Raw genomic sequence first — 15,801 nt, 5'->3', positions numbered from 1 at the left:
TGGTTCCGCAATTGTCAAATTTTTTATTGCTGCCCCAGCTGCTCGGATGGTTTCTGGATAAAATAGCGCAGAGGCGCTTCCAGCGACCAGACGAAACCCGTTGCCAGATACTCCGTGACAACCTGACCGCCGAAGGAGCCTTCCGCATGGCGTTTGATGACGGTGGTACCAAAACCCTTGCGCGTCGGCTGCGTCGCCGGTGGACCTCCAACTTCAACCCAGCGCAGGGCAAGCAGGTCCTGACCGTCTTTTTCCAGTTTTTTCCAGCTTAGCCTGATTTCGCCGCGCGACGTGGAAAGCGCACCGTACTTGATGGAATTCGTCGTCAGTTCATGCAGCACTAGGCCGAAATTCTGCGCGGCTTCGGGTGACAGCATGAAATCGGCTCCCTCAAGGATGAAACGTTCGGAAACGCTGCCGAAGACATCCAGATGGGTCTCGATCAGTTTGCGGATGGGCAAGCCCTGCCATTGCACTTCCGCCAAAGCCCGGATGGACATGCCGAGACCGCGCAGACGGTGATCTACCTCTTTCTGGAATTCTGGAATAGTGGTGTTCTCGCGCCCGAGCTGACGCATCATGGCCTGAACAAGTGTCAGAATGTTCTTGGAGCGGTGTACCAGTTCATGCAGCAGAAGTTGAAGGCGGTCCTCTGCCTGACTGCGATCGAAAGAGGCATTGGAGAGCGCGACCGCCACCTGGTTGGCTTCCTTGATCCGCGTGTCGATCGGGGCAACGATTTCCCCTTCACCGATCCGTTCCGCCATACGCGTCAGGTCACGAATGGAGCTGCGCAACTGACGCCCGACCATGTAAGCCCCTCCGATGGCGATCAGGACGAGTAACAGACTGCCAATCATCATCTGCCGCCACGTGTCGACCAACGCGGCCTGGCTCGCGGCAAGCGGCCCCCACATCACGGCCTTCCATTGCCAGCCGGGCAATTGAGCATAGGCGTAGAGATTTCCTTTGTCATCGAAGAAGTTTCCGCTGAAAGCCCGCATTTCGGAGACGATATCGGGCACAGCAAATGGCTGGCCGGATTGCATGTCCTGGTTGCTGGAAACGACGATGCGGTTCATGCCGTCGATGATCGCGACTGCCCAGTTCTTGGGCAGGTTCTCGGTGGCGATAAGCCTGCCAAGATCGCTCGCGTTCTGCGTGAGGATCAGGGCATCGCCCGCTGATGACAGCTTCTGGTCAAGCGGCAGGGTGACGTTGAATACCCACTCCTTGCTCGTCTGGCCGAAAAACAGGTTAGAGACGGAAATGCGCCGTGATTCGAGGGCGTTTTCCAGATCGGCGCCTTCTGCCACTCTTGTCAGCGGCTGGCCATAGGCAACGCGTGTGTTGAGGCGCTGCTGACCATCCTTTGTCGCCAGAATTGCGTAAAGACCTTCGCGGCTGAGGCTGTCTGCAATCCGCGTCTGAAAGGCGGCGAGATTTCCACTTTCGAGTTCGGGAAACTGCGAGAGCAGGTTGAGGGACGTCGCGATTTCCTGAAGCCTGCGGTCTATGTTGCGGCTGATGAACCGAACGTCTTCCACTGTTTCCCGGCGCAGATCGTCGCGTTTCTCCGTCTCCAGCCGCAGCATCAGGTAACCGACGAAGAGGATCAGTGGCAGCGTGATGACGGTTGCCATGACCACCAGATAGGTTCCGATGGACGCGGTGGGGAAGAAATTCGCACTTCGACGCCGAACACTGGAAATCATGTTTCGTAGCTTCGTGCCGGGTTGAGGCATATGAAAAACTCCGGCAGGCAATCTCATTGTTACGGTTGCGATAATAACGCTCCGGGACCTGTTAGCAATGCTTGATTTGCACGGCGGCCCTTGGTCGGCGTTCAGCTGCAGGTGGTTTTTATATGGAAAAAATCGGAACCGTTTCAACAACTAGCTCGTTTGCAATGCAGAGCCGGCCAGAATGAACAGGCAGATAGAATGCCATAGGCCGGCGAGGAAACGTCGAAAGGAGGACCAGATGACCAGGAAATTTACGACGATTACAGCCGCTGCGCTTATGGGTGCAACTGCTTTTGCTCCGCTTGCGATTGCCCAGACCGCGACGGAACCGGCTCCTGCGAACCCGACCACGCAGGCGCCTGCTGCACCATCGGCCACGCCGATGGCACCGGCGGCGCCAACCGCTGAGACGAGTGCGGCCGCAACGACTACAGGTGGTGCCTATCTGACCGAGCAGGCCGAAAACCAGATCAGCGCCAACGACTATATCGGCAAGGCTGTCTATACCGCGGCTGATGAAAGCATCGGTAACGTTACGAATCTTGTTATGGAAGAAAACGGCGGCCTGGTTGCGGCTGTTGTTGGCGTAGGTGGTTTTCTTGGTATCGGCGCCAAGGACGTCGCCGTTCCCATGGACAAGGTTACCATGACCCGGAATGCTGAAGACGGCACCATCCGCCTGACGACAACGGAAACGGCGGAAACTCTGAAGGCTGCTCCGGAATTCAAGACGCTGGAACAGAAGGCTTCTGACCAGAACGCGGCTGCTCCAGCACCCGCGCCGGATAACACCACCACTTCCGCGACAAAGCCCTAACCCTTGAGGGGGAGCAGGAGCGGGGCGGCGAACTGCCGCCCCGGAAGACACCGGTCTGAGGAGGCCGGTGTCTTTGCATTTTTGGTATTTGTCAGATCGGAGCGTTGCGGGACGAATGCCATGCCCAGGCAGACTTGATGATGTCTGTCAGGGAGTAGCGGGGCTCCCACCCGAGGATCTCCTTCGCTTTATCATTGTTGGCTACCAGCGTGGTCGAATCGCCATCGCGCCGATCCGCATATTCGACCGGGAAAGGTCGACCTGACACCTCGGAGATGGCGGCAAGCAGTTCCTTTACCGTCGTGCCCGTGCCGGTGCCGAGATTGAGCTCGACGGTTTCGCCTCCGTTGAGGAGATAGTCGACCGCCCGCACATGCGCATCGGCTAGATCGAGAATATGGATGTAGTCGCGAACACAGGTGCCATCTCGCGTATCGTAATCGGATCCGAATACCTTGAAGCCCTGTCTCCGCCCGAGTGCTGCCTCTATGGCGAGTGGGATCGCATGGGTTTCGGGCGTATGCCATTCACCGATGCGGCCTTCAAAATCGGCACCCGCGGCGTTGAAATAGCGCAGCATCACCGAACGCAATCCCTTGTACGTGCTGTAGTCTTTCAATGCCTGTTCCACGACCCATTTCGTGCGGCCGTAAGGGTTGATCGGCGCCTGGCGATGGGCTTCATCGATCGGCACCTGTTCGGGCAGGCCGTAGGTGGCGCAGGTGGAGGAAAACACGAAAGCGTTCACACCAGCGTCGATCGCCGCTGAAAGAAGGTTGAGCGATCCGATGACGTTGTTGTCGTAGAACGCGACCGGCTGTTTAACCGATTCGCCGACTTCGATCAGAGCCGCGAAGTGCAGAACCGCTTCCGGCCGATGTTTGGCGAAGACCTCGTCCAACCTCGCGCGGTCGCGGATATCTCCCTGCTCAAAAGGCCCCCAGCGGACGAACTCCTCATGGCCGTTGGACAGGTTGTCAAACACGACGGGTTCATAACCGCGTTCCGACAGAAGTAGGCATGTGTGCGAGCCGATATAACCTGCACCGCCGACGACAAGAACTTTCTTCTTCATCAATGACCTTTCAGAAAAACAGACGCGCCAAGACTCTTATTTTGTTTGTTCAAATAAGGGCGGAGCGAGGCATGATGCCAGTCGTCAACCTATCCGTTGCGCGTAACATAAAAAAAACTGCGCATCCATTAGCGGAATGCGCAGTCATTTTTTGGGAGGCCTTGAGCAGTTTTTTATCCGCTCACTTGGTTTTCTTGGTGTTGGCTCGGGTCGCAAGGAAACCTGCTGCAACCGCCAACGCAAGCGTGGCGTAGGGCCGGGCCTGCATCGCCAGCGTCAGTGCGGACTGCAGGGCCAGTGGCGCAGCCGCAATGGGTGTGGCGAGCGGAGCGGCTGCCCTAGGGGCGTAGGCCCGAGGACGTCTGATGATCGCGAGTATCACAAGCATGATCACGCCCAGCAGGAATGCCGTTCCGGCAACCACCAGTGCCGCTGGTCCTGCGCCGAGATAATCCGAAAGATAGATTGAACCAGCGACCACTCCGGCAATGAGCGCGATCAGGAAAAACACGGCTATTAGGGTCCAGAGAACAATGTTCGCACGAAGGCGGCGTGTCACCATCCGCCCTTCGCGCTGGGTGTCTCCCAGATACACCAGTAATGCTTCTAACATGAGGACGCCTTATCGACGGGTAAGGAGAGCAAGCACGAAGCCAGCCGCTACCGCCAGGCCAAGGGACTGAAGCGGATTTTTCTGAACCTGTTCGGTCAGATTGTCGTTCAGCGTGGAGATTTCACTGCGTACGCTCTCCACCGCCTCACCCGATGCGGTCAGGGCATCGTCTGCCACGCGGGCAGCCTGCGCCTTCAATTCATTGGAGGCGCCCACACCAAGTGCCTTAACGCTCTTGGCAAGATTGGCGAGATCTTCGCGAAGCTGAGCGAGCTGAGCTGCCACATCGGCCGCATCGCCATTTTCGAGGGACTGCTGGATCTTGTCATTCACGTCGCGAGCGCTTGCCATGGAAGAATTCCTTTACAGTTGTTGCGTGTTGGGAGTGATCAGAGGCGGGGATACATGAGACGCCTTCGCAGAGGCGTTCGGTTATCATGAATGCATTTAGCAGAGCGGTCGTCATGTTTCCTCGGGTAAAACGTTTGCTGCCAGACCCCGTTCAGAGTGGGAAATACTCCACCCGTTCACGAAATTTAACGCGCTGGTGGGTCCTTTGTTCCATGTCGCCGTCCAGTTTCTCCGTGCATTGACGGCGAGTCGGGGTTTTTCGAGGATTTAAAGGCCAGACATTTGTTTTCCTGTAACAAGCATCATATAAGGCCCATCAATCGAAACGTGCCTTGACACCAATCAATCTGTGATACCGAGATGCTTCAGACGCCTTATTACCTGATCGACAAGACAAAACTCCTCCACAACATGGAGAAGATTGCCTATGTGCGGGAGAAATCCGGCGCCAAGGCGCTTCTGGCGCTGAAATGCTTTGCCACATGGTCGGTGTTTGACTTCATGTCGCAGTACATGGACGGAACGACCTCCTCGTCGCTTTACGAGGTCCGTCTGGGCAAGGAAAAGTTTGCGGGCGAAACGCACGCCTACTCTGTCGCTTACGCCGACTACGAAATCGATGAAGTGATCGCCAATGCGGACAAGATCATCTTCAACTCCATCGGTCAGCTGGAGCGTTTTGCGGACAAGGCATCCGGCATTACCCGTGGTTTGCGTCTCAACCCGCAGGTCAGCTCGTCCACCTTCGACCTGGCTGATCCCGCGCGCCCGTTCAGCCGTCTCGGCGAATGGGATGTGGCGAAGGTCGAGAAGGTCATGGACCGCATTTCCGGTTTCATGATTCACAACAACTGCGAGAACAGCGATTTTTCGCTTTTCGATCGTATGCTTACGCAGATCGAGGAGAAATTCGGTTCGCTCCTGTCGCGTGCGGAGTGGGTCAGCCTTGGCGGCGGGATTCACTTCACCGGCGAGAACTACCCGCTCGATGAGTTCTGCGACCGCCTTAAAGCCTTCTCCGATAAGTACGGTGTTCAGGTCTATCTGGAGCCCGGAGAAGCTTCCATCACCAAGAGCACCACGCTTGAGGTCACGGTGCTCGATACGCTGTTCAATGGCAAAAACCTCGCCATCGTCGACAGCTCCATCGAAGCGCATATGCTAGACCTTCTGATCTATCGTGAAAGCGCCAAGGTTTCGCCGAATAATGGCGAGCATGCCTTCATGGTGTGCGGCAAATCCTGCCTCGCGGGCGATATTTTTGGCGAGTTCAAATTTGACAAGGCTCTGAAGGTCGGCGACCGAATCTCTTTCCAGGATGCGGCCGGTTACACCATGGTCAAGAAGAACTGGTTCAATGGCGTGAAGATGCCGGCGATCGCCATCAAGGAACTGGACGGCACATTGCGCGCCGTTCGTGAGTTTGACTTTGCCGATTACGAGCAAAGCCTATCGTAACGACGGCCTCTCCCGGGAGAGGCTCTTGTAAAATCTGAATTCAACCAAGCTCATCCCTGCGGGGATAAAGGGGGCATCACCTGAAATGAAGAAGAACGTTCTCATCATCGGCGCCGGTGGCGTGGCACAGGTTGTGGCGCATAAGTGCGCCCAGAACAGCGATGTATTGGGAGACATTCATATTGCGTCACGCACACTTGAAAAGTGCCGCAAGATTGTCGAGTCCGTACGCGAAAAGAAGAGCCTCAAGACTGATGTAAAACTTGAGGCTCATGCGCTTGACGCGATGGATATCGAGGCGACGAAAGCCTTGATACAGAAGGCCGGCGTTCAGATCGTCATCAATGTCGGTTCGGCTTTCGTCAACATGTCCGTTCTTCGTGCCTGCATGGATACGGGTGTTGCCTATATGGATACGGCGATCCACGAAGATCCGACCAAGATCTGCGAAACGCCGCCGTGGTATGGAAACTACGAGTGGAAGCGTGCCGCAGAGTGCAAGGAAAAGGGCATTACCGCCATCCTCGGCGTTGGCTTCGATCCGGGCGTCGTTAATGCCTATGCGCGCCTTGCCAAGGATGAATACTTCGACAAGGTGACGTCGGTCGATATCGTCGACATCAATGCCGGTAGCCATGGCCGCTGGTTCTCGACGAACTTCGATCCGGAAATCAACTTCCGTGAGTTCACCGGCGTCGTCTACTCCTGGCAGAACGGCCAGTGGCAGACGAACCAGATGTTCGAAGTTGGGCAGGAATTTGATCTGCCGGTTGTCGGCAAGCAGAAAGCCTACATGACCGGCCACGACGAAGTGCATTCGCTTTCAAAGAACATGGACGGCGCTGACGTGCGCTTCTGGATGGGCTTTGGCGATCACTACATCAACGTCTTCACCGTTCTGAAGAACCTCGGCCTGCTTTCGGAAAAGCCGGTCAAGACGGCAGAGGGTTTGGAAGTCGTTCCGCTCAAGGTGGTCAAGGCAGTGCTGCCTGATCCATCGTCGCTCGCGCCCGACTACGTCGGCAAAACCTGCATCGGCGATATCGTTAAGGGTATCAAGGATGGCAAGGAACGCGAAGTCTTCATCTACAACGTGGCTGACCACAAGGAAGCCTATGAGGAAGTCGGCTCCCAAGGCATTTCCTATACGGCAGGCGTTCCGCCGGTTGCCGCTGCAATGCTGATCGCCACCGGCGAATGGGATGTGAAGCAGATGGCGAATGTCGAAGAACTGCCGCCTCAGCCGTTCCTCAACATTCTGAACAAGATCGGTCTTCCGAACCGCATCAGGGATGAGAACGGCGATCGCGAACTGACGTTCTGATCAGAGCTTTTTCGGGAAGGGCGGAAATCTGTGTTCCGCCCGGAAATGCATGAAACAAGGTATGAAGCTTCTCGCGAGTGGAAACGCCTCTTGGAGCTGTCCAATCGAAAAGAAAAAGCCCCGCGAAAGCGGGGCTTTTTTTATCAGCTTTTCTTTTGCTTCGGTGCGCGTTTTTCGAAGGGCTTGTCCTTTTTGCCTTCGAACTTCGGCTTGTCGCCGAAAGCTTTCTTCTTTTTCCAAGGCTTGTCGTCGCCCTTGCGGTCGTCACGGTTGCCACCAGCGTTGTCGAATTTGCGCTGCGCCTTGGCCGGGCGGGTGTCTTCGCGGTGTCCGCCGGTCATTTCCGGCTTGCCTTCCAGCGCCTTCAGACGAATGCCCTTTTCAAGCGACATGTCCTTGCCTATGGCAGATGTGAAGCGGTCGACGGCGTCGGCGGCCAGTTCCACAAAGGTTTCCGTCTGCTGCATGCGGATCGCGCCAATGTCTTGGCGGGTGATCTTGCCGAAGCGGCAAAGCATCGGGATCAGCCAACGCGGCTCGGCGTTCTGCTTGCGGCCGACCGAAAGCGAGAACCAGGCGCTGTCGGCGAAATCGGAGCGCTCACGGCGCGGCGCATTGTTTTCGACAGGTTCGAAGCTGTCGCGGCGCGGCTTGCGGCTGTTGTCCAGCGACACTTCGGTGATGTCTTCCGGTGCGGAGCGACCAGCGTAATAAAGGCGCACGAAAGCAGCGGCGACCTTTTCAGCGCCGTGCTGCTCCAGAAGCCTTGTCACGAAATCGCGTTCGTCGTCCGCTACTGCCTCGTTCAAGGATGGATCAGCAAGCAGGCGTGTGCCATCACGTTCGACAATCTCTTCAACGGATGGCGGGCGAACCCAGGCCGGGCTGACCTTCGCGCCTTCCAGAAGGCGCTCTGCCTTGCGGCGTTGGCTGATCGGCACGACGATGGCGCTGACGCCCTTCTGCCCCGCGCGTCCGGTGCGACCGGAACGGTGCAGCAGAGTCTCGGAGTTGGTCGGCAGGTCGGCGTGGATGACCAGTTCGAGTCCCGGCAGGTCGATACCACGAGCGGCGACGTCTGTCGCCACGCAAACCCGCGCGCGGCCATCGCGCATGGCCTGCAGCGCGTGAGTGCGTTCGTTCTGGCTCAGTTCGCCGGACAGCGCCACGACGGAGAAACCACGGTTGTTCAACCGTGCCGTCAGATGGTTCACGTTGGCGCGCGTGGAACAGAACACGATGGCGTTGCGTGCCTCATAGAAGCGCAGCGCGTTGATGATGGCATTCTCGCGATCTGCCGGCGTCACCAGCAGGGCGCGATATTCAATGTCGTTGTGCTGTTTCTGCTCGGAGGCAGTCGCAATGCGTACGGCGTCTTTCTGATAGCTTTCAGCCAGCTTGGCGATGCTGCGCGATACCGTGGCCGAGAACATCAGCGTGCGGCGGTCTGCTGGCGATTCTTCCAGAATGAATTCCAGATCTTCGCGGAAACCGAGGTCCAGCATCTCATCGGCTTCGTCCAGGACGACGGCGCGGATGGACGACAAGTCGAGGGCGCCGCGCTTGATGTGGTCGCAAAGACGTCCCGGCGTACCGACGATGATGTGCGCGCCACGTTCCAGCGCCCGACGCTCGGTGCGGATGTCCATGCCGCCAACGCAGGAGGCGATGGAAACACCGGTAAACTCGTACAACCATTCCAGTTCGCGCTTTACCTGCATGGCAAGTTCGCGGGTCGGGGCAATAGCGATGCCGAGCGGTGCGCCGGCTGGGCCGAAACGGCCGTTCTGCTGCAACAGCGTCGGGGCGATGGCAATGCCAAAGGCAACCGTTTTGCCAGAGCCCGTCTGGGCGGAGACCAGCGCGTCGTGCCCTTCCAGCTCAGGCGCAAGCATCGCCTTCTGAACCGGAGTCAAATCTTTATAACCGCGTTTCTCCAACGCCTGTGCAATCGCCGGGGCGATACCCTGGGTGTCTGTCATCTACCGTCTTTCGGATGTTATACTGCCTGCATCCGCTCGAAACCCATAGGCCATAAAGCAGCCGATACCGGCCATTTCGGCCACGTGGCCGGTTTGATTGCCGCGCTCATACTGCGAATAGGCGCATTTGTACAGTGCAGTGCGGTACGCTCTTGCGCCGTGGCGGCGCGGTCACTTGCCGCATCCGGCTTTCCGGGCGCGGTTTGAGGTTGAAAAAGGCGTACCGCATGGGTCATAAACGGCATTGCGTGCCCCCCTCCTTTTCGATAATAGACCCCCAACTTGAGGCTCCTTGTCATGAAGAGCTGATTGGGTTTGTTCTTGTCCGTCCGTCCTGAAAAAAAGGTCGGCGGGAAAACGGGATGGTACTGGTCAAGGCTATGGCTCGCATTGTCATGAAATTCGGCGGCACGTCCGTCGCAAACCTCGAACGTATTCACAACGTCGCGCGGCATGTGAAACGCGAAGTGGATGCTGGCCATGAAGTGGCCGTTGTCGTTTCCGCCATGTCCGGCAAAACCAATGAGCTGGTGGACTGGGTCGAGAATACGCCCAAGGTCGCTGGTGCCAGCGCCGCATCTTTTTACGATGCGCGTGAATATGATGCCATCGTAGCATCCGGCGAGCAGGTTACGTCAGGTCTCCTGGCCGTTGCGTTGCAGTCGCTGGGCATCAACGCCCGTTCCTGGCAGGGTTGGCAAATCCCGATCCGCACGGACAACGCCCATGGCGCAGCCCGCATTCTCGACATCGACGGTTCCGACATCGTCCGCCGCATGGGTGAAGGCCAGGTTGCGGTCGTTGCTGGTTTCCAGGGGCTTGGCCCGGATAACCGGATCGCGACGCTCGGCCGCGGTGGTTCGGATACGTCCGCCGTTGCCATCGCCGCTGCCGTCAAGGCGGATCGTTGCGATATCTATACCGACGTGGATGGCGTCTATACGACCGATCCCCGCATCGTTCCGAAGGCTCGCCGCCTGAAGAAGGTGGCTTTCGAGGAAATGCTCGAAATGGCCTCTCTCGGTGCGAAGGTGCTGCAGGTTCGTTCGGTCGAGCTTGCCATGGTGCACAAGGTCCGTACCTTCGTTCGCTCCAGTTTCGAGGATCCCGATGCGCCGGGCATGGGCGACCTCATCAACCCGCCCGGTACTTTGATTTGTGACGAGGATGAAATCGTGGAACAGGAAGTCGTAACCGGCATTGCCTATGCCAAGGATGAAGCACAGATTTCGCTGCGCCGCGTAGCAGATCGCCCGGGCGTTTCCGCTGCGATTTTCGGACCGTTGGCCGAAGCGCATATCAACGTCGACATGATCGTCCAGAACATCTCGGAAGACGGTTCGCGCACCGACATGACCTTTACGGTTCCGTCGGGTGATGTTCCCAAGGCGCTCAAGGTTCTGGAAGACAACAAGGCGACGATCGGCTTTGACGTTGCCCAGAACGAGACTGGCCTTGCAAAGGTGTCGGTCATCGGCATTGGCATGCGCAGCCACGCCGGCGTTGCTGCCAGTGCGTTCAAGGCGCTTGCCGAAAAGAACATCAACATCAAGGCGATCACCACGTCTGAAATCAAGATTTCGATCCTGATCGACGGCGCTTATGCCGAACTCGCTGTTCGCACTTTGCATTCTGCCTACGGCCTCGATAAAAGCTGAGGTTGCGACGTCGGTTTCCGATGCTCCGATTCTCCGGGGCCGCGTTCTTCCGATGTGGCGTTTCATGAAAACGCGTCCCTTGCGGGACGCGGTTCTCACGCTATAAATTTTAAATGACGTTTCGATTCCCGGCTTGTGTGAAAGCCGGGTCGGAACAGTCGGGGAGCAAGCGCGATGAGAGACCTGTCTGCAGGTCCACGTGTCCTGCTCAAGCGGCTGCGCGAAATGATGGCGGAGCACCTTGAGCCGCAGGAGCGTCTGGACCAGATCGTCCGTCAGATAGCCAGCAACATGGTGGCGGAGGTTTGCTCGGTTTACGTACTCCGCTCCGACGGTGTTCTCGAGCTTTACGCGACCGAAGGTCTTAACAAGGATGCCGTGCATCTGGCCCAGTTGAAAATGGGGCAGGGCCTAGTCGGCACCATCGCCGCCTCCGCTCAACCGCTCAATCTTTCCGATGCGCAGGCCCACCCCGCATTCCGTTATCTGCCTGAAACGGGCGAAGAAATTTATCATTCCTTCCTGGGCGTGCCGATTTTGCGCTCCGGCCGCACTCTTGGCGTTCTTGTGGTCCAGAACAAGGTCAGCCGAACGTACCGGGAGGATGAAGTTGAAGCGCTTGAGACAACCGCGATGCTTATTGCGGAAATAGTGGCGAGCGGAGAATTGAAGAAGATCACCCGCCCCGGCGTGGAGCTTGACCTGACGCGCGCCGTCTCGATCGATGGTGATGCTTATGGCGAAGGCATCGGCCTTGGTCATGTCGTGCTGCACGATCCGAGGATCGTCGTCACCAATCTCCTGAACGAGGATGCAGATACCGAAATCCAGCGTCTGGCCGACGCTATTGGTTCACTGCGTATTTCGATTGACGACATGCTGCAGCGCCGCGATGTGCCTACCGAAGGCGAGCATCGCGAGGTTCTCGAAACCTATCGCATGTTCGCCCACGATCAGGGCTGGGTGCGGCGCATGGAAGAGGCGATCCGCAACGGTCTGACGGCGGAAGCCGCAGTCGAGAAGGTGCAGAGTGATACAAAGGCGCGCATGATGCGCCTGACGGATCCTTATCTTCGCGAACGCATGCACGATTTCGACGATCTCGCCAATCGCCTGCTGCGCCAGCTCATTGGCTTTGGCGGCCGTAGTTCCGAGCAGGACTTTCCGCTGGACGCCATCGTTCTGGCGCGTGCAATGGGTGCTGCCGAACTGCTTGATTATCCGCGTGAAAAGTTGCGTGGGCTGGTGCTCGAAGACGGTGCGGTTACAAGCCATGTCGTTATCGTGGCGCGTGCGATGGGTATTCCGATCATCGGCCAGGCTGCCGGCGTGGTCGCGCTTGCCGAAAACAATGACCCGATCATCATCGACGGCGATGACGGTCAGGTGCATCTGCGTCCCGTGATGGATCTGCAGCGTGCTTACGAGGAAAAGGTTCGCCTGCGCGCCCGTCGGCAGGAGCAGTTCCGTGCGCTCCGCAATGTCGAGCCTGTTACCAAGGACGGTCAGAAGGTCAATCTCAAGATGAATGCGGGCCTGCTGGTCGACCTGCCGCAGCTTGAGGAGTCCGGTGCAGACGGCATCGGTCTGTTCCGCACCGAATTGCAGTTCATGATTGCCTCAAACATGCCGAAGGGCGAGGAGCAGGAGGCTTTCTATCGCTCCGTTCTCCGGCAGGCCAAGGGCAAGACGGTAACCTTCCGCACGCTGGATATCGGCGGCGACAAGGTCGTGTCCTATATGCGCGGTCAGGAAGAGGAAAACCCGGCGCTTGGCTGGCGGGCGATCCGCCTGTCTCTCGACCGGCCGGGCCTGATGCGTACCCAGATGCGAGCTTTGCTGCGTGCCGCGGCGGGTGCCGAACTGCGCATGATGCTGCCGATGATTACCGAAGTGTCGGAAATCCGCGCGGCCCGTGATCTGTTCCAGAAAGAGGTCCAGCACCTCTCGAAATTCAGCCATGCTTTGCCTAAAAAGTTGCAATTCGGCGCCATGCTGGAAGTGCCTTCGCTGATGTGGCAGCTCGATGAGCTGATGCAGGAGGTCGATTTCGTCTCCGTCGGTTCCAACGACCTGTTCCAGTTCTCTATGGCGGTTGATCGCGGTAATGCCAGGGTTTCCGACCGGTTCGACATTCTAGGCAAGCCGTTCCTGCGCATCCTGCGCGATATCGTAAGGGCAGGCGAGCGCCATAACACTTCCGTTACGCTTTGTGGCGAAATGGCAGGGAAGCCGCTTTCGGCGATGGCGCTGATCGGGCTTGGCTTCCGTTCGGTCTCCATGTCGCCAACGGCGATCGGTCCAGTCAAGGCGATGCTGCTTGGACTTGACGCGAGGCTGCTTGCCGAAGAGCTGAACGCTGCGCTGGACGATCACAAATCGCTGGAAAGCGCGCGCGAGTTGCTGTTGCGCTTTGCGGCGACCCATTCCATCCCTATTTGACAAAAATACAAACGATAATCGGAGTGACTGGTGGCGAAGCTTCCCGTCGAAAAAATGCGTGAACTTGAAAGGCGTTTCGGTGAAATCGAAGCGCGCATGTCGGCTGGCCCGGCGGCAGATGTCTATGTGAAGCTGGCTTCGGAATATTCCGAACTTGAGCCAGTGGTGAAGAAGATCCGCGACTACGAGAAAGCAATCTCCGAGGCTGCCGATCTCGAAGCGTTGCTTGCCGACAAGACGACTGACAAGGAAATGCGCGATCTGGCCGAAATGGAGCTGCCAGACGTTGAGGCGCGCATCGGCGAGCTTGAGAAGGATATGCAGGTCCTTCTGCTTCCAAAGGACGCGGCTGATGAAAAGAGTGCGATCCTGGAAATCCGCGCCGGAACCGGTGGTTCCGAGGCGGCACTGTTTGCAGGCGATCTTTTCCGGATGTACGAGCGCTTTGCCGCATCGAAGGGATGGAAGGTCGAGGTGCTTTCCGCGAGCGAAGGTGAAGCGGGCGGCTACAAGGAAATCATCGCGACCATCAGCGGTCGCGGTGTGTTCTCCAAGCTGAAATTCGAATCCGGCGTGCATCGCGTACAGCGCGTACCCGAGACAGAAGCGAGCGGTCGCATCCATACCTCGGCGGCGACGGTTGCGGTCCTTCCCGAGGCTGAAGACATCGATATCGAAATCCGTCCTGAAGACATTCGCATCGATACGATGCGAGCTTCCGGTGCTGGCGGCCAGCACGTCAACACGACCGATTCTGCCGTTCGCATCACCCATATTCCGACGGGTCTTATCGTGACCAGTTCGGAAAAATCCCAGCACCAGAACCGTGCCAAGGCGATGCAGGTTCTGCGTTCGCGCCTTTACGACATCGAACGCCAGAAGGTTGACAGCGAGCGTTCCGCCGACCGCAAGAGCCAGGTCGGTTCCGGCGACCGCTCGGAGCGTATCCGCACCTACAACTTTCCGCAGGGCCGCGTTACCGATCACCGCATCAACCTCACGCTCTACAAGCTCGACCGCATGATGGAGGGTGAGATCGACGAGGTGGTGGATGCCCTGATCGCTGATTATCAGGCGGGCCAGCTTGCCCAACTCGGCGAACAGCATTGACCCGCGCGTCCCGGCACACGGTCGAGCGTGAAGTTATCACGGCGCGGCAGAAACTTGCGTCGGCGGGTGTTGGCGATCCGCTTCTCGATGCCCGCACGCTGATTGGCGAAGTCATCGGGTTCTCCCTCACGGATTTTGTCACGAAGTCGGATCGCGACCTCACGCAGGAGGAGGTCGCACGGATTGCGGCCATGCTGGAGCGCCGTGCAGCGGGTGAGCCCGTTCATCGCATTCTCGGCCACCGCGAGTTTTACGGGCTGGATTTCCTGTTGTCGAAGGAAACGCTCGAGCCGCGTCCCGACACGGAAATTCTCGTAGATACACTGCTGCCCCATCTGCGGCAGATAGTTAGGTCGAACGGCAGCGCGCGTGTTCTGGATCTAGGCATCGGCACGGGAGCTATCTGCCTCGCGCTGCTGAAGGAAAGCGCCGGTACGACCGGTATTGGCAGTGACATATCAACCGATGCTCTTGAGACAGCTGCGAAAAATGCCGAGCGGCTCGGTGTTGGCGAGCGCTTTGAGACGGTGCGGAGCGACTGGTTCGAAAATATTTCCGGCAGCTTCGACATAATTGTGTCGAATCCGCCTTATATAAGAAGTGATGTCGTCGCGACGCTTGATCGGGAGGTTCGTTATCACGATCCTTTGGCAGCGCTGGACGGAGGTCAGGACGGCCTTGCACCGTACCGCCATATTGCCGCCGATGCAGCACGTTTTCTTGTGGAAAACGGTATCGTCGGAGTAGAGATCGGCTTCGATCAAAGGCTTGATGTCTCCGCTATATTTGCGTCGCACGGTTTCGTTCTTCTCGAGGCTGTGAAGGATTATGGCGGTAACGACAGAGTTTTGACCTTCCGGAGATAGTTGTTCGCGATATGTCTGCGGATTTTTTGCAAGGATATTTTGCACAGCAAAAGAAAAGACTTGGATTTCCGCATGAAGCGGGCTAGTTTGCGGCCACATGCCGGGTGGCTGAGGACGAATTAAGATTCGTCAGGGTATGGGTCAGTCCCGAAGCGGGTTCTTTTAAGAGCCCTTAAAGGCTGGACGTTTCCGGCATGTGAATCAGTAAACTTTGTTCGCAGGCGGCTCGGTGCAGCATTTGCGCAGCCGGGCGTCATACGCGAGGTTTTCGTCCGGAGCTATGTCCGGCAAGGCGCGTGATGGAGCAATTTCAAGGAAAATGCGTAAGCGATTTCCGTTTGGAATTGTATGAAAACAACC

General features: G+C 57.6%; 12 protein-coding genes. 7 read left to right on the top strand and 5 right to left on the bottom strand.

Annotated elements, in window-relative coordinates; all coding sequences use genetic code 11:
- Positions 1 to 23: 23 nt before the first annotated feature.
- Positions 24 to 1,745 (bottom strand): HWE histidine kinase domain-containing protein, encoded by a 1,722-nt coding sequence (locus N7578_RS01050; protein WP_311108472.1) that lies wholly within the window; start codon positions 1,743 to 1,745, stop codon positions 24 to 26.
- Between the two features lie 238 nt (positions 1,746 to 1,983).
- Here N7578_RS01050 and N7578_RS01045 point away from each other — a divergent pair, with 238 nt between their 5' ends.
- Positions 1,984 to 2,562, top strand: a complete 579-nt coding sequence (locus N7578_RS01045; protein ID WP_311108471.1) for a PRC-barrel domain-containing protein — start codon at positions 1,984 to 1,986, stop codon at positions 2,560 to 2,562.
- 91 nt (positions 2,563 to 2,653) lie between these two features.
- Here the strand turns inward: N7578_RS01045 and galE are convergent, their stop codons facing one another.
- From galE to N7578_RS01030, 3 genes are all read right to left on the bottom strand, one after another.
- Entirely contained in the window at positions 2,654 to 3,637 is a 984-nt protein-coding gene (gene galE, locus N7578_RS01040) for a UDP-glucose 4-epimerase GalE (RefSeq protein WP_311108470.1), read from the bottom strand.
- A 181-nt stretch (positions 3,638 to 3,818) separates the two neighbouring features.
- Positions 3,819 to 4,250 (bottom strand): hypothetical protein, encoded by a 432-nt coding sequence (locus tag N7578_RS01035; RefSeq protein WP_311108469.1) that lies wholly within the window; start codon positions 4,248 to 4,250, stop codon positions 3,819 to 3,821.
- Between the two features lie 9 nt (positions 4,251 to 4,259).
- Entirely contained in the window at positions 4,260 to 4,601 is a 342-nt protein-coding gene (locus tag N7578_RS01030) for a DUF883 domain-containing protein (RefSeq protein ID WP_311108468.1), read from the bottom strand.
- Positions 4,602 to 4,961: 360 nt separating this feature from the next.
- Between N7578_RS01030 and nspC the strand changes: the two genes are divergently transcribed.
- The gene (gene nspC / locus N7578_RS01025; RefSeq protein WP_311108467.1) at positions 4,962 to 6,059 is read left to right on the top strand and encodes a carboxynorspermidine decarboxylase; all 1,098 of its coding nucleotides are present in this window, start codon (positions 4,962 to 4,964) and stop codon (positions 6,057 to 6,059) included.
- Between the two features lie 85 nt (positions 6,060 to 6,144).
- Entirely contained in the window at positions 6,145 to 7,383 is a 1,239-nt protein-coding gene (locus N7578_RS01020; RefSeq protein WP_311108466.1) for a saccharopine dehydrogenase family protein, read from the top strand.
- A 143-nt stretch (positions 7,384 to 7,526) separates the two neighbouring features.
- Here N7578_RS01020 and N7578_RS01015 read toward each other — a convergent pair whose 3' ends face one another.
- Complete coding sequence (locus tag N7578_RS01015; protein WP_311108465.1) at positions 7,527 to 9,365, bottom strand: DEAD/DEAH box helicase; 1,839 nt, start codon at positions 9,363 to 9,365, stop codon at positions 7,527 to 7,529.
- A gap of 380 nt (positions 9,366 to 9,745) precedes the next feature.
- Between N7578_RS01015 and N7578_RS01010 the strand changes: the two genes are divergently transcribed.
- The 4 genes from N7578_RS01010 to prmC all read left to right on the top strand — a co-directional run bounded on the left by N7578_RS01010 (position 9,746) and on the right by prmC (position 15,441).
- On the top strand, positions 9,746 to 11,023 hold the full coding sequence (locus tag N7578_RS01010; protein WP_311110016.1) for an aspartate kinase: 1,278 nt from the start codon (positions 9,746 to 9,748) through the stop codon (positions 11,021 to 11,023).
- A gap of 174 nt (positions 11,024 to 11,197) precedes the next feature.
- On the top strand, positions 11,198 to 13,465 hold the full coding sequence (gene ptsP / locus N7578_RS01005) for a phosphoenolpyruvate--protein phosphotransferase (RefSeq protein ID WP_311108464.1): 2,268 nt from the start codon (positions 11,198 to 11,200) through the stop codon (positions 13,463 to 13,465).
- Between the two features lie 30 nt (positions 13,466 to 13,495).
- Positions 13,496 to 14,575, top strand: a complete 1,080-nt coding sequence (gene prfA, locus N7578_RS01000; protein ID WP_311108463.1) for a peptide chain release factor 1 — start codon at positions 13,496 to 13,498, stop codon at positions 14,573 to 14,575.
- Positions 14,572 to 15,441, top strand: coding sequence for a peptide chain release factor N(5)-glutamine methyltransferase (prmC, locus tag N7578_RS00995; RefSeq protein ID WP_311108462.1), 870 nt, complete (start codon positions 14,572 to 14,574; stop codon positions 15,439 to 15,441). The genes prfA and prmC overlap by 4 nt, the downstream gene beginning before the upstream one ends.
- Positions 15,442 to 15,801: the final 360 nt, after the last annotated feature.

Origin of the sequence: Agrobacterium tumefaciens, from assembly GCF_031801495.1 — a bacterium.
GTDB classification, from domain to species: Bacteria; Pseudomonadota; Alphaproteobacteria; order Rhizobiales; family Rhizobiaceae; genus Agrobacterium; species Agrobacterium tumefaciens_K.
This window is presented reverse-complemented; position numbering and strand designations above follow the sequence as displayed.